Origin of the sequence: Glycocaulis abyssi, from assembly GCF_041429775.1 — a bacterium.
GTDB lineage: Bacteria > Pseudomonadota > Alphaproteobacteria > Caulobacterales > Maricaulaceae > Glycocaulis > Glycocaulis abyssi.
Window position 1 is genome coordinate 1,871,967 of the sequence record NZ_CP163421.1, and the last position, 12,844, is coordinate 1,884,810.

The window sequence follows — 12,844 nt, forward strand, 5'->3', positions numbered from 1 at the left end:
GAAAAGGATAATGCTGTGCATAACACAGGATGGAGTTTAACCGGATGTGACTGGCGCAGGACAGCGCTGTTTCGATTACCTCACGCGGCCAAGGTGCTGCGCAACGTCCGGCTATCTCCCATGTTTCAGAACAACCAAATCTCCAGCGAAGCCGCGAGCGCTCGCTCCACAGCAGCATCCGGACAGCAGCCCGGCCTGATTCTGCGAAAATGTCCGCATTGCGCAAGCGGAGTACACCGGCGCATTCATCTTGAACGCGATCATTGGCGCGTTGTCGAGTGTGCCGACTGTGAGTTTGTGTACCTTGTGGAAGCGCCGCCAGTAACCGAGTTTGCCGCCGAACTGTCATGGGACAAGGCCGTGGTCGAGGAACGATCACGTCGCCGCACTGATCAACCCCTCCTGCAATGGCTCGACGATAAAACCCGTTGGCGCCTGCACCTGTTTGAGCGGCCAGAGACGAGCCGATTCCTTTCGGAACTCGCAAAGCCCGGACAGATTCTTGATCTAGGGTGTGGAAATGGCAAGGCGGGACTGGCGCTGGACGATCACTTCACCCCGTTTGGAATAGAGATTTCGCCGACGCTCGCCGACGCGGCAAACAAAGCATTTATCAAGCGCGGCGGCCGGTGTGTGGCTGCTGATACGCTGTCTGGCCTGCGGGAGTTTCCAGACGCCTACTTCAGCGGAGCAATGCTGAACTCCTATCTGGAGCACGACCCGAACCCTCTCCCGGTCCTGCGCGGTCTTGCACCCAAGATGAAGGCCGGTAGCCCGGTCATCATCAAAGTCCCCAATTACGGCTCATGGAACGCCAAGGTAATGGGTAGAAACTGGTGTGGTATCCGCCTGCCTGATCACGTGAATTACTTTACCCGGACAAGCTTGAAGGCCATGGCGGGGTCTGCGGGATACACGGTGCAGGAACCAGGCGGCGTCAACCTTCCTACCAATGACAATATGTGGATGTTTCTCTACCCCATCACAGGACGCTCAGGGGCGGAGCAATGAATAGCGGCGATCTACAGGCGCTAGAACCCTTGAATAGCGCCGATTACGGCCTCCTTCGCGATTTCTGGTATGTTGCCTGTCCTGCGCGGGAGCTGAAAACCGGGCGCAGCCGGAGCGTGAGTGTTTGCGGCCTTGCGCTTGAGCTCGTCCGCGATACTGGCCCCGGCCGGGCGGTCAGCGGCCAGACCGGAGCGGGCGACAGCCTGCATGTCACCGAGCAGGACGGGCTTGTCTGGGTCTTCATCCCTGAAACGCAGGGTGACGCCCCCACAAGCTCTCCACCCGCGTTTGACGGGCCGGGCGGCGGCAAGGTGCGCTTCGTGGAAGAGGCGCTCCTGCCCTGTCATATTGATGATGCGGCCTATGGCCTGCTGGACCCGGCCCATGGGCCTTACGTCCATGCCAGCCCGATCTGGCGCAGCTCCAAGACGCTCAAGGACAAGGCGAAATCCTATGAGCCGAGCGAGCTGGGCTTCACCATGGTGCCGCATGAGCCGGTTAACTCGAAGCTCTACAACATTATTGGCGGATCGATCCGGGTCTCGATAGCCTTCCGTCTGCCGGGCCTGCGCATTGAACGCATCTGGAATGAGAAGCACACCGTGCTGGGCGTAACCGCGCTGACGCCTATTGACGCGAACCGCACCATCATCCGCCAGATTTTCTACTGGGACACGCCCGTGCTGACGGTGGTTCGGCCGATTGCCCGCCTGGTCTCGCGCCCCTTCCTGCAACAGGACGTTCACATCATGGCGCTGCGCCAGAAGGGGCTGGCCTTCGGCGCAAAAGGCATGCTGATCCGCGACGCCGACCAGCTCTTCATCTGGTACCAGCGCATCAAGAAGGAAATTCTTGATGCGCGTGCACAGGGCCGCGCCTTCGTGAACCCGGTCAAGCCCGCCACCTTGCGCTGGCGGACATAAGCACACGCCTTCACCTCCTCAGCAAAACTTGACACAGCGCCGGTCAGCATTGAGCGTTCGCCCTGCAATAGGCCGGGGAGGGCAAAGAATGACCGATACTGCACTGGATACGGCACCGGGAGACATGCCGGACAACCCGCCTGCACCGCGCTTTTTCTTCTACATGTCGCTGGTCTTGCTAACGCTCGTCTTGGCGGGGTTCTCAAAGACATTTTACCTGCGGGCCTTCTTTGAGCAGGAACCTTTTCTGGCTGACGCGTTCATGACGCGCGAGCTCTATGTCCACGGCTCGGTGATGACCGCCTGGTTTGTGCTGCTGGCCGTCCAGACCTCACTCATAGGGCGCCGCGCCTACCGCATGCACAAAATGCTGGGCGTAGCCGGACTGGTGCTCGCCGTGGCCATGATCGCGACAGGCATTCCGGTAATTACGGGCTTCGCCCCGCGCCTGATCGCCGCCGGGCTGGAGGCGGACATGGTCCTGCCCGTCATTTCGGTGCTGATCTGGTTTGATATTCTCGCCCTGGTAGCGTTCGGCCTGCTGGTGGCCCTCGCGATTGCGTTTCGTCAGACCGGTGCCGTACACAAGCGCCTGATGATGATGGCGAGCATCACCTTCATGCTGCCGGCCACCTTCCGCATCGTGAACGGGTTTGCCCCTGACTGGCCCGCCATGCCGATCGCGTTGGTCGTATCGGTGCTTTTGCTGGCCGCCATGGCCGCCCACGATCTTCACTCCTTGCGCAAGCTGCACCCGGCAACCCTGTTCGGCGGCTCCTTGGTCGCCGCCCTTACCGCACTGGGTTTTGCCATCGGCGCGTCAGGCGCGGGCCAGGGTTTTGTGGCGGGGATGCTGTAACAGAACTCGCGTCCTACCCCCTGAAGCCTAGCGCCACCAGATAGGTTTCCGAGCTGTCGGCGCGGCTGGCGGCGGGCTTGGCGTGCTTCACCTTGTCAAAGCGTGGTTTCAGCCGCGCGAGAATCTCGCTCTCGGTGCCGCCCTGAAACGCCTTGGCGATGAAGGCACCGCCGGGTTTAAGCGTTTCCAGCGCAAAGTCTGCCGCCGCCTCCACCAGATTGACGATGCGCAAATGGTCGGTGCTCTTGTGGCCGGTAGTCCAGGGGGCGAGGTCTGACATGACGAGGTCTGCCGGCCCGCCAAGCGCCTCTTTCACGGCCTCCGGCGCGCCCGGATCGGTGAAGTCCATGGTCATCAGGACCGCGCCCGCGATGTGGTCCATCTCCAGCAGATCAATGCCGACGACATGGCTGGCACCGCGTTTCAGCGCCACCTGCACCCAGCCGCCCGGCGCCGCGCCGAGATCGGCAATGCGCATGCCGGGCCTTAAAAGCCCGAACTTCTCGTCCAGCTCTATCAGCTTGTAGGCCGCGCGCGAGCGATAGCCTTCGGCCTTCGCGCGCTGCACATACGGGTCGTTGAGCTGGCGCTCCAGCCAACGCTGGGAGGAGACTTTGCGCTTCTTGGCGGTCTTTACCCGCTCGTGAAACTGCTTGTCGGCGCGTTTGCTGCCACCGGCCGTAACCGGGCCGGAGCGTCTGCGGCGCTTTTCCTCAGGCGGATCTTCATCCTTGCTGCTCACGATGACGCTCCTGCACTGGTCTTGCCCCGCCCACGCGATTTGCGGCCGCGGCGGCCGCGCTTGCGCCTTGGATAGATCAGATTGAGCAGAAGACCTTCGCGAAGCCCCCTGTCGCCGACCCGCAGGCGCGGTACCGGCCATCCATCCATCACCGATTCCAGTATCGCGCAACCGGCCACAACCAGATCGGCCCGCTCGGTGCCGATACAGCCCTCGCCCGCGCGCCCGGCTGCATCCTTGGTCGACAGCCGGTCACAGGCGGCGCGTGCCTCATGGGCTTCCATCCATGACCCGTCCACCTGGTTGCGGTCATAGCGCACCAGATTGAGATGGACCCCGGCCACGGACGTCACCGTGCCCGATGTACCCACCATATGCGCCCTGCCCTGCTCGAACAGCGGACGCAGGCGGCGCGCGCCTTTGGGAATTCGCGTTTCCTTGCGCACTTCAGCCTTCATGGCCTCATACCAGGCGCGGCGCTCCTCAGGTGTGGCGTTTTCCGGTTCGGGGCAGCGCTCCGACAGGGTGACAACACCCAGCGGAATGGTGGTCCAGCCGCGAATGCCCGGACGGCCGGCATCGGGATAGCCGCCCCGCTCGCGCCACTCGGCCAGATCCAGCCAGCACAGCTCGGTAGAGCCACCGCCAATATCAACCACCACAGCCGCGTCAAAACTGTCATCAAGCAGATCAAGACTGCCCTGCACGGCAAGGCGCGCTTCTTCCTCGGGCGAAATGAGGTCAAGCTTCAGGCCGGTCTCGCGCTCCACCCGGTCAAGGAAGTCCTGACCGTTGGACGCCATGCGGCAAGCTTGCGTGGCGACCGCGCGCAGGCGCGTCACCTTGCGGCGTTCCAGCTTCTGCGCACAGACCGCCAGCGCCTCGACGGCGCGGTCCATGGCCTCGTCGGACAGAACGCCGCTGGCACCCAGCCCCTCGCCCAGCTTCACGATGCGTGAAAAGCTTTCCACCACGCGAAAACCGCGATGGGCGCGCTTGGCCATCAGCATACGGCAATTATTGGTGCCAAGGTCTATCGCGCCATAGATCACGTCATGGCGGGCACGGCCTTTGGACGTATTGCGCGAATCGGTCCCCGGACGGGCGCCGGGGTCATGCGTATCCATGAACTGTACGGTCCTGCTGACCGGACTGACTGGCAAGGCGCGCAACCCTTCGGCGCGCAGCCCGTTACCCGACCAGGCCGGTCTGGTTCGTGTGTTGAATACAATGATAACACGATCGTGACAGGATGACAGATATTAAGCCGCGCATTGTGACATGCAGCGCAAGGCTTGGTCTGGCGGACATATGCCTTACGTCAGGCGTAGGGCATTATGATAAAAGAGGTTATCCCGTGCGCAGCGCGCAATTTGCCATTGGCGATGTGGTCCGGCACCGGCTCTTCCCCTTCCGGGGCGTCGTGTTCGACGTCGACCCGCAATTTGCCAATACGGAAGAATGGTGGCTGTCCATCCCGGAGCGGATACGCCCTCACAAGGACCAGCCCTTCTACCACGTGCTCGCCGAGAACGAGCAGAGCTACTACACGGCCTATGTCTCCGAGCAGAACCTCCTGCCCGACGCCCATAACGGCCCGGTCGGCCACCCGGACGCCGCCCAGGTTTTCGAAGGCTTTGATGGTACACGCTACAAGGTGAAGGCGGAGATCGCGTCGAAAGCGAACTAGCTATTTCTGATATCGCACGACTTCCTGCTCGATGGCACCGAAGATCGACTTGCCATTCTTGTCGCGCATATCGATGCGGATCGTGTCACCCGGCGTCATGAAGGGTGTTTTCGGCTTGCCGTCATTGATCGTCTCGATCATGCGGATTTCCGCGATGCACGAATAGCCCTTGCCGCCTTCGCTGACCGGCTTGCCCGGACCACCATCCTGTTTGTTAGACACCGTGCCGGAACCGACAATCGTGCCTGCCGTCACGGGCCGGGTCTTGGCCAGATGGGCGATCAGTTCTGGAAAGCCAAACGTCATGTCGACGCCGGCATCCGGCTCGCCAAAAAGCTCTCCGTTATACTGCGAGCGCAGGGGCAAGGAGAGGCGCGCGCCGTCCCAGGCTTCGCCCAGTTCGTCAGGCGTTACGGCGATGGGCGAAAAGGCCGTCGGCGGCTTGGACTGGAAGAAGCCGAAGCCTTTTGCCAGTTCGCCGGGAATAAGCCCGCGCAAGGACACATCATTGCAGATCATCACAAGGCGGATCGCCTTTGCCGCTTCATCGGTCGTGCAGCCCATGGGCGCATCGCCGGTGATGACCGCCACCTCGCCTTCAAAGTCGAGACCCCAGGCGTCATCGCCGAGCGGGATGGGCGCGCGCGGTGCCAGGAAGGCGTCCGATCCGCCCTGATACATCAAAGGATCGGTCCAGAAGCTCTCTGGCATTTCCGCGCCGCGCGCTTTCCTGACCAGTTCCACATGGTTCACATAGGCCGAGCCGTCGGCCCACTGATAGGCGCGCGGCAGCGGCGAAAGCGCGTCATGCTCGTGGAAGCGCTCGCGCGGAATCGTCTCGCGGTGCAGCTCTTCGGAGAGGGTTTCCAGCTTCGGGGCAGCCACGTCCCAGTCATCCAGCGCGGCCTGCAGGGTGGGCGCGATATGGGAGGCGTCCGTGCACCAGGCGAGGTCTTTCGAGACGACGACCAGCTTTCCATCGCGGGTGCCGTTTTCAAGGCTGGCGAGTTTCATGTGCGCGCTTCCTTCTTTTTCAGCTCATCTTGTGTGTGGCGGGTCCACCAGCGGACGGGCGGGATAGGGTGATTGGGGAGTCCGCGCTACAGACGCGCTCCAGGCGATAACCGCATCGAAATGGGAATCCATCAGAGGTTTCAGCCCGGCAGGCGCCCGGCGCGAAGCGGGATCAAATGCCTTGCCTGGATTCTTCACGTCGCGGCTCATCAGCGGGCCTGCCGCAACCGTCTGCACGGCTTGCGCATCGAGACCGAGGCCGAGGAACCGGCTGGCCGCGTCAAGCGAGGCTTCCGGACGGGCGAGAAAATCATCACCATCCAGCCAGGCCGTGCGCGCCGGGTCCAGCTTTGCCGAAGCCTCGCGCATCATCGCCAGCTGCGCCTGCCAGACCAGCGCTGCTATCTGGATATCGGTAAGCTGAAACGCCTGTTCGGGCGGAATCTGACCCAGCAGCGACCCGTCACGGGCGAACATGGTGTAAAGCTGGCGGGCAAAAGCCCGGCCCGGCTCACTCTTTTTCAGGATTGATGTCAGAAAGACCGGCAGCTCGGACGTCACGAACAAATGGCGCGCATCAGGCCACAGGGCCGCGCAATCGGAAATCAGTGTATTGGCCGCATTGGTGGGCTTGATGACCACCCGGCCAGCGTCAGCGGGCGGCCTGGCCAGCAGATTCATGTAGAGCGGGAACAGGCGGTTGAACTCTGCGGTGCGCCCATGCCGCTTCAGGCTGGCCAGCGTCGCCAGCCCGGAGGGTTCACTATAAGCGATCGTGCGCCCCTCCACACTCAGGCAGCGTGCCAGCAGGGTTGAAGCGCAAAATGCCGAATGCCAGATGAAAGTCGGCGCTGCCTGCTTCTCAGCGGGGGCAGGCAGCTGATTGAACGCCAGCGCGGCGCGGCGCTTGCCGGTCAGGTCGGCACGCTGATCGAGAAAGGGCGTGGATTCGATAAAGGCGCGATCGGCTTCGACGAACAGAAACTGTCCGGCGCGCAGATCCAGGTCGAAAGGCAACCAGCGCGGATCTTCGAGCAAGGTGCTCGCCGGCAAGGATACAGCCCCGCCGTTCATGACGGGCCGAACCCGGCATCAACAATTTCGAAGCGGCCATCGGCGTTGAGCCATTCCAGCTCGCCATCGGCAATGCCGAAACGTGCACCGTGCAGGACCAGCGTGCCGGATTGCACGGCCTCCGCGATGAAGGGGAAGGACATCAGCCGCTCCAGCGAGCGCTTGATCGAACCCAGCTCCATCGTGTCACACAGATGCTCGGTATCGGCGTCCTCACCCAGCTCGCGCCGGGCCTCGTCGAGTACGGGTTTTAGCGGATCGAGCCAGCGTTCGATGAACTGCGTGCCCGCCGCACCGCCCGTTGCGGCGGCGTGGACCCCGCCACAGCTCTTGTGGCCCAGCACGACGATATGCGCGACGCCCAGCGCCTTGACGGAAAACTCCAGCGCGGCGGAGACGCCATGGTGTGCGCCGTCCGGCTCGTAGGGCGGAACGAGATTGGCGACATTGCGGATGATGAAAAGCTCGCCGGGACCAGCATCGAATATCGCTGCCGGATCAACGCGGCTGTCAGCGCAGCCAATCACCAGCGCATGGGGTGTCTGCCCCTTGGCGAGATTTTGCCAGATGCGTTGCTTGCGCTCGAAGCGCTCGGCGCGGAAGCGGGCGAAGCCCTCATGCAGGCGGGTCGGTATCATGTCTGGCGGTCTAACCTTCGATCAGGTGAGCGGCAAGCAGGCGGGTCAGAAGCGCTCGGCGCGCACGACCTGCACGTCGGACACCATGACGATGCCGATCTGGCGCTCCAGCAGCGCGTAGACGCGCTCCAGCACGGTGTCGAGCATGGCCGGATCGATGACGGCAAGCACCATCATCATGCGGTCCGCATTGGTGATCTGGCCCTCGCGCGACCAGCTACCGTTTGCCCCGCGCCCTGATTTGGCGGGCAGCACGGTCCAGCCCTTCACACCCGCCTTTTCCAGCACGCCCTCAAGGCGCGGCACGGCGGGCATTTCGATAATGATCTCAAGGCGCTTTTTAAGGCTGGTCTGCATCGGTCTAGCCTCCAGTGCCGGTTACAAGCCGGGCAAGCCAGAAATAGAGCGGAATGCCCGCCACCAGATTGAACGGGAAGGTGATCCCCAGCGCCAGCGTGAGCGAGATGGCAGGGCGCGCTTCGGGCAGGGCAAGGCGCAGGGCTGCGGGCACGGCGATATAGCTGGCAGACGCCGCGAGCGTCATCAGAAGGCCCAGACTGCCTGCGTCCAGCCCCACTGCGAGGCCCGTTCCCATCCCCGCCAGTGCGCCGATGAGCGGCATGTAAAGGCCAAAGCCGATGACGCCGGGTTTCAGGACGCGCCAGTTGCGAAGAAGTCCCCTGCCCGCCACCAGCCCCATATCAAGCAGGAACAGGCAGAGCACGCCGCGGAAGATATCGTTGAAGAAGGGAGACACCGCCTCCATGCCGCGCGGGCCGGTCATCCAGCCGATAAAGAACGCGCCGATCAGCAGCACGATGGAGCCGTTGGCGGCGATCTCTTTCAGGACCGAGAGGCGGCTTTCGCCATGCCCCTCCCCGCCATTGGAGGCGCGCGCGGCGGAGCCTGCGAGGATCAGCGCGGTAACAATCGCTGGCGCTTCCATGGCAGCCGCAACCGCCACCATGAAGCCTTCGCCGGGCGTTTCGAGAAAGCGCGCCGCATCGCTGGCGGCGATGAAGGTGACGATGGAGATGGAGCCGTAATGGGCGGCGATGGCGGCTGCATCAATGCGCCCGACCTTCGTGGTCAGCATGAGCATGCCAAAGCCCAGAACCGGCAGGAGCGCGGAGAGCACGATGCCCGACAGGATGGCCCCGCCGACCGACCAGGTGAGGTCTCCGGCGGCCATCTCGGCCCCGCCCTTGAAGCCGATCGCCATGACCAGATAGAGCGAGAGCGCCTTGGCGATAGCCTCGGGGATGGAGAGGTCCGACCGGACAAAAGCCGCGATCAGCCCCAGCACGAAGAACAGGATGGGCGGGGAGATCAGATTGGCTTCAGCCAGCGTGAAAATATCCATGCCCCGCCCCGGTCAGATGTTCGCTACTCAGCCGCCTGTTTCGGCTTCCACGAGTGAACGTAGTCGAGATTCTCGACGCTGGCAGCGCCCTCGCCCACATCCAGCGGATCACGGGTATCGATCATCACGGCATACTCGTCCGTCGCAGGCTTTTTCTGCGTGAACATGTTGGCCAGCGCTTTGGGGTGCGGGCCGTGGGTGAAGCCTGCCGGGTGGAAGGTCATCATGCCCGCATCGATGCCGTCGCGGCTGAAGAAATCGCCCGCGTGGTAGAACAGCACTTCATCGTAGTCATTATTGTTGTGGAAGAACGGCACTTTGAGCGCACCCGGATCAGTCTCGAAGGGGCGCGGGGCAAAGGTGCAGATCACGAACCGGTCCGACAGGAAGGTCGTGTGCGCGCTCGGCGGCACGTGATAGCGATGGCTCATCAGCGGGCGGATATCGCGCACGTTCAGGCGCACCGGATAAAGCTCTCCATGCCAGCCTGCGGCATCGAGCGGATTATACGGGTAGGTGATGCGGCTGACCTGCCCGCGCTTTTTCACGTGGACCACCCATTCATGGTCCTCATCGGCCTGCTGGGCGAAATACGCCTCGTCCATGGCAGGCACGTCCAGCACGGCCGGATCGAAGATCGCATGGGGCCCTAGCAGGCCGCGGTCGGGCAGGGTGAAGTGGGTATTGGTGGCCTCCACCATCAGCACGGAGGTCGCTTCGGACGGCACCAGCCGCCACATCGTCGCGCGCGGCAGGATGATGTAATCGCCCGCCTCATAGGCCAGATGGCCGAAATCGCAGAAGAGCGAGCCCTTGCCGGTATGGATGAAGAGCAGCTGGTCGCCATCGCCATTGCGGGCAAGGCCGCTCATCGGCTTTTCCAGCTTCCACAGGCGTATATCGCAGCTATTGTTGAACAGCACGGACGGGCTCGACCACGGCACGTCGTCCGGGCGGTTCAGCTTGGTCAGATCAAACGCGCGCGGCTGCAGCGGGCCTTCAAACTTCACCCAGCCAGTGGGCGGGCGCTTGTGGTGGAGGAAGGCGGCGGGGCCGAAGAACCCTTCCTTGGACATTTCGCGCTCATAGGGCGCGTGTTCGGGAAAATCGGCATGGGCCTGACGCGAGGCATCGCCTTCGCTGCGGGAGGTGTAAATCCATTTGCGCGCCATGACATGTTCTCCGTTCTGCCGGACCATCAATTTAGTTACATTTGAAACTAAATGAAAGAGGCTTCGCGGCAAGGGGTGTCTGGCGTCGCAGTCTGCCTGAGCGCAGATGGGCTGGCAAAGGGTGAGTGAGGGCTCCTACTGCGCCGTACAGGCGCGAAAAGCCGTCACCGTGTCCTGCCGCGTTTCCAGCGCCTCATAGGCCGGCCAGTGCAGATCCGTGGCGATCATCGCCACGCCCGCGTCGGCAAACGCCGCAAAAATGCTGGTATCACCGCTTTCGAGCACTTCGCCATCGATATGCCAGAGCGTGCCGGCAACCGGCGGGATGCCCGCCTCCAGAAGATGGGCCCAGGCCGCCGGGTTCAGCTCGCGCTGGACGCCGGACCAGCCGATGAGACGGGCCGGGTCGACGCCGGCAGCGCGCAGTGTCTCAAGGCGTTCAGGGTCGGTGAGCTGGATCGAGATCACGACCTCATCGCTGACTGCCGCTGCGCGCAACGCATCCTCAACCTCATAAGTGATGACCATGGCGTAGGAGAGCGCGTCATTGGCGAGGATCGCCTCCACCAGCTCCTCCACCGGCACGGTGCGCTTCAGGTCCAGCTGGACGAAGGCGCGGCCGCGCGCCCAGCTGAGCACTTCTGACAGGCTGGGGATACGATAGGGGGTCAGCTCACCTTCATTATCAACCAGCTGGACAGCCGACAGCTCGGCGAAGGTCAGGTCAGAAATATTGCCGGTTCCGTTGGTGGTCCGGTCAAGGCTTTCATCGTGCATCATCACCAGCACACCATCGGCGGTGCGGCGCACATCCATTTCCAGCAGCATCGGACCACCCGATAGCGTATTGGCGAAAGTCTCGATCGCGTGCTCGGGAAAGCCCGGCTCGACCCCGCCACGATGCGCGCTGATAAGCGTCACATCCCGGTCCGTCAGGCAGCGCAGTACATCGGGGATGGACTGCCCTTCGGGCGCGATCGCCGCCACCAGCGGTTCCGGCAGGGAACTCTGGACAGGCTCCGCATCCGCCAGACGCCGCTCGGCCTCTGAAACCTCGCCGGACGGTTCGGGCATTTCGATCTCGCCGACCGGTTCCGGGCAGGCGGCGAGCATGAGAGAGAGAGTCGAAATGCCGACCAGTTTCAGAACAGCAGGATCAATGAGACGCATGGAAACCCCACGAGGATTGATTGGACGTTGCAGGGCTACTAGCCCAAACAGGCGACAGGGCTGTGACGGCCCGAAACCCTACTCATCACCATAGATGGCCACATACGGCTCGCGCCCCAGCCCCCAGCTGGCCCGGTACATGCCCGGCGTGTTCATCGCCCAGATGGGCTGGCCCACGAACAGCATGACGATACCGCCATCCCCGCCATCGGCCTCAAGGGTTTCCATCATGCGGTCGGCGGCGATCTGTGCGGCTTCCTCAAAGCTGTGCTGCTCGAACATCAGCCGGTTGGCCTCATGGCAGATGGCGGCGGCAACGTTGAAGCGGATGAAATACTCGCCCGTGCCGGTGGCCGAGAGGCCGCAGCGCCGGTCCGCCCAGGTGCCTGCGCCGATGATCGGGGTGTCGCCGACCCGGCCCCATCTTTTGGCCGTGGTGCCGCCGGTCGATGTGCCAGCGACGGTGACACCATGCGTATCCATCACCACCACGCCGACCGTGCCGAAGCGGTGCTCGCGCTCCATCAGGTCCAGCGCGCCTTCACGGATCGGTTCAGGGTCCGGCGCGCCTTCGGGGCGCGGCGGGACGGGCAATCCCATGCGCTCAACCTGGCGTTCCATCGCCTGCCAGCGCCGTTCGGTGAAGAAGAAGGATTGTTCAGCCGTCTCCAGTTCGCGCTCGGCGGCGAAGTTCTCCGCGCCGTCGCCGATCAGCATGACATGCGGGCTGTGCTCCATCACGGCTCTGGCCAGCGAGATGGGATGGCGCACCCCTGTCACGCCCGCCACCGCGCCGGCAGCGCGCGAATGGCCGGCCATGATGGAGGCATCCAGCTCCACCCGGCCTTCGGAGGTAAACACCGCGCCGCGTCCGGCATTGAACTTGGGATCGTCTTCCAGCACGCGGATGACGGCTTCAACCACATCCACCCCGTCCGCGCCGCCGGACAGCAGATTGCCGCCCAGCTCCAGAGCGGCCTGCAAGGCAGCGCGATAGGCGGCCTCGGTTTCGGCGTCCATGGCGCCGCGTTCGATCACCCCGGCCCCGCCGTGAATGATGATGGACCATTCCAGCTCGCCCGATCTTTCCGAACCCGCCTGCGCGGCCGGGACGGCGAACAACAGGGCGGCAAGGGCAAGCAGTGTACGGATCATCATCAACTCCATGACTTGGCGGCAACGGGACAT

14 protein-coding genes are annotated in these 12,844 nt (G+C 63.3%); 4 read left to right on the top strand and 10 right to left on the bottom strand.

Annotated elements, in window-relative coordinates; genetic code table 11:
- Window positions 1-120 precede the first annotated feature (120 nt).
- From AB6B38_RS09100 to AB6B38_RS09110, 3 genes are all read left to right on the top strand, one after another.
- Complete coding sequence (locus tag AB6B38_RS09100) at window positions 121-1,011, top strand: class I SAM-dependent methyltransferase (RefSeq protein WP_371392540.1); 891 nt, start codon at window positions 121-123, stop codon at window positions 1,009-1,011.
- A complete protein-coding gene (locus tag AB6B38_RS09105) occupies window positions 1,008-1,934 on the top strand; it encodes an aromatic ring-hydroxylating dioxygenase subunit alpha (protein WP_371392541.1) in 927 nt (308 codons plus the stop codon). Before AB6B38_RS09100 ends, AB6B38_RS09105 begins: the two co-directional genes overlap by 4 nt.
- Window positions 1,935-2,022: 88 nt before the next feature.
- Window positions 2,023-2,793, top strand: a complete 771-nt coding sequence (locus tag AB6B38_RS09110) for a hypothetical protein (RefSeq protein ID WP_371392542.1) — start codon at window positions 2,023-2,025, stop codon at window positions 2,791-2,793.
- A 13-nt stretch (window positions 2,794-2,806) separates the two neighbouring features.
- On the opposite strand, the gene AB6B38_RS09115 is transcribed toward AB6B38_RS09110, so the two are convergent.
- Both AB6B38_RS09115 and AB6B38_RS09120 read right to left on the bottom strand, forming a co-directional pair.
- The gene (locus AB6B38_RS09115; RefSeq protein WP_371392543.1) at window positions 2,807-3,535 is read right to left on the bottom strand and encodes an RlmE family RNA methyltransferase; all 729 of its coding nucleotides are present in this window, start codon (window positions 3,533-3,535) and stop codon (window positions 2,807-2,809) included.
- Window positions 3,532-4,662: a Ppx/GppA phosphatase family protein gene (locus tag AB6B38_RS09120; protein ID WP_371392544.1), complete on the bottom strand. Its 1,131-nt coding sequence runs from the start codon at window positions 4,660-4,662 to the stop codon at window positions 3,532-3,534. The genes AB6B38_RS09115 and AB6B38_RS09120 overlap by 4 nt, the downstream gene beginning before the upstream one ends.
- 230 nt (window positions 4,663-4,892) lie before the next feature.
- Here AB6B38_RS09120 and hspQ point away from each other — a divergent pair, with 230 nt between their 5' ends.
- Window positions 4,893-5,225, top strand: a complete 333-nt coding sequence (hspQ, locus tag AB6B38_RS09125) for a heat shock protein HspQ (RefSeq protein WP_371392545.1) — start codon at window positions 4,893-4,895, stop codon at window positions 5,223-5,225.
- On the opposite strand, the gene AB6B38_RS09130 is transcribed toward hspQ, so the two are convergent.
- From AB6B38_RS09130 to AB6B38_RS09165, 8 genes are all read right to left on the bottom strand, one after another.
- Window positions 5,226-6,239, bottom strand: a complete 1,014-nt coding sequence (locus tag AB6B38_RS09130; protein ID WP_371392546.1) for a fumarylacetoacetate hydrolase family protein — start codon at window positions 6,237-6,239, stop codon at window positions 5,226-5,228. It lies immediately after the preceding gene.
- A gap of 24 nt (window positions 6,240-6,263) precedes the next feature.
- Complete coding sequence (locus tag AB6B38_RS09135) at window positions 6,264-7,277, bottom strand: hypothetical protein (protein WP_371392547.1); 1,014 nt, start codon at window positions 7,275-7,277, stop codon at window positions 6,264-6,266.
- A 32-nt stretch (window positions 7,278-7,309) separates the two neighbouring features.
- Window positions 7,310-7,951 (bottom strand): carbonic anhydrase, encoded by a 642-nt coding sequence (locus AB6B38_RS09140; RefSeq protein ID WP_371392548.1) that lies wholly within the window; start codon window positions 7,949-7,951, stop codon window positions 7,310-7,312.
- 45 nt (window positions 7,952-7,996) lie between these two features.
- A complete protein-coding gene (locus tag AB6B38_RS09145) occupies window positions 7,997-8,308 on the bottom strand; it encodes a P-II family nitrogen regulator (protein WP_371392549.1) in 312 nt (103 codons plus the stop codon).
- Window positions 8,309-8,312: 4 nt separating this feature from the next.
- Entirely contained in the window at window positions 8,313-9,314 is a 1,002-nt protein-coding gene (locus AB6B38_RS09150; protein WP_371392550.1) for a sodium-dependent bicarbonate transport family permease, read from the bottom strand.
- 23 nt (window positions 9,315-9,337) lie between these two features.
- Complete coding sequence (locus AB6B38_RS09155; RefSeq protein WP_371392551.1) at window positions 9,338-10,486, bottom strand: homogentisate 1,2-dioxygenase; 1,149 nt, start codon at window positions 10,484-10,486, stop codon at window positions 9,338-9,340.
- Window positions 10,487-10,621: 135 nt separating this feature from the next.
- On the bottom strand, window positions 10,622-11,656 hold the full coding sequence (locus AB6B38_RS09160) for a glycerophosphodiester phosphodiesterase family protein (RefSeq protein ID WP_371392552.1): 1,035 nt from the start codon (window positions 11,654-11,656) through the stop codon (window positions 10,622-10,624).
- 78 nt (window positions 11,657-11,734) lie between these two features.
- On the bottom strand, window positions 11,735-12,814 hold the full coding sequence (locus tag AB6B38_RS09165) for an isoaspartyl peptidase/L-asparaginase family protein (protein ID WP_371392553.1): 1,080 nt from the start codon (window positions 12,812-12,814) through the stop codon (window positions 11,735-11,737).
- Between the last annotated feature and the right edge of the window lie 30 nt (window positions 12,815-12,844).

What these genes read in the sequence shown, in the direction of transcription:
- AB6B38_RS09100 (WP_371392540.1), top strand. Translation starts at nt 121, where the DNA reads ATGTTTCAGAACAACCAAATCTCCAGCGAAGCCGCGAGCGCTCGCTCC.
- AB6B38_RS09105 (WP_371392541.1), top strand. Translation starts at nt 1,008, where the DNA reads ATGAATAGCGGCGATCTACAGGCGCTAGAACCCTTGAATAGCGCCGAT.
- AB6B38_RS09110 (WP_371392542.1), top strand. Translation starts at nt 2,023, where the DNA reads ATGACCGATACTGCACTGGATACGGCACCGGGAGACATGCCGGACAAC.
- AB6B38_RS09120 (WP_371392544.1), bottom strand. Translation starts at nt 4,662, where the DNA reads ATGGATACGCATGACCCCGGCGCCCGTCCGGGGACCGATTCGCGCAAT.
- AB6B38_RS09130 (WP_371392546.1), bottom strand. Translation starts at nt 6,239, where the DNA reads ATGAAACTCGCCAGCCTTGAAAACGGCACCCGCGATGGAAAGCTGGTC.
- AB6B38_RS09140 (WP_371392548.1), bottom strand. Translation starts at nt 7,951, where the DNA reads ATGATACCGACCCGCCTGCATGAGGGCTTCGCCCGCTTCCGCGCCGAG.
- AB6B38_RS09145 (WP_371392549.1), bottom strand. Translation starts at nt 8,308, where the DNA reads ATGCAGACCAGCCTTAAAAAGCGCCTTGAGATCATTATCGAAATGCCC.
- AB6B38_RS09150 (WP_371392550.1), bottom strand. Translation starts at nt 9,314, where the DNA reads ATGGATATTTTCACGCTGGCTGAAGCCAATCTGATCTCCCCGCCCATC.
- AB6B38_RS09155 (WP_371392551.1), bottom strand. Translation starts at nt 10,486, where the DNA reads ATGGCGCGCAAATGGATTTACACCTCCCGCAGCGAAGGCGATGCCTCG.
- AB6B38_RS09160 (WP_371392552.1), bottom strand. Translation starts at nt 11,656, where the DNA reads ATGCGTCTCATTGATCCTGCTGTTCTGAAACTGGTCGGCATTTCGACT.
- AB6B38_RS09165 (WP_371392553.1), bottom strand. Translation starts at nt 12,814, where the DNA reads ATGATGATCCGTACACTGCTTGCCCTTGCCGCCCTGTTGTTCGCCGTC.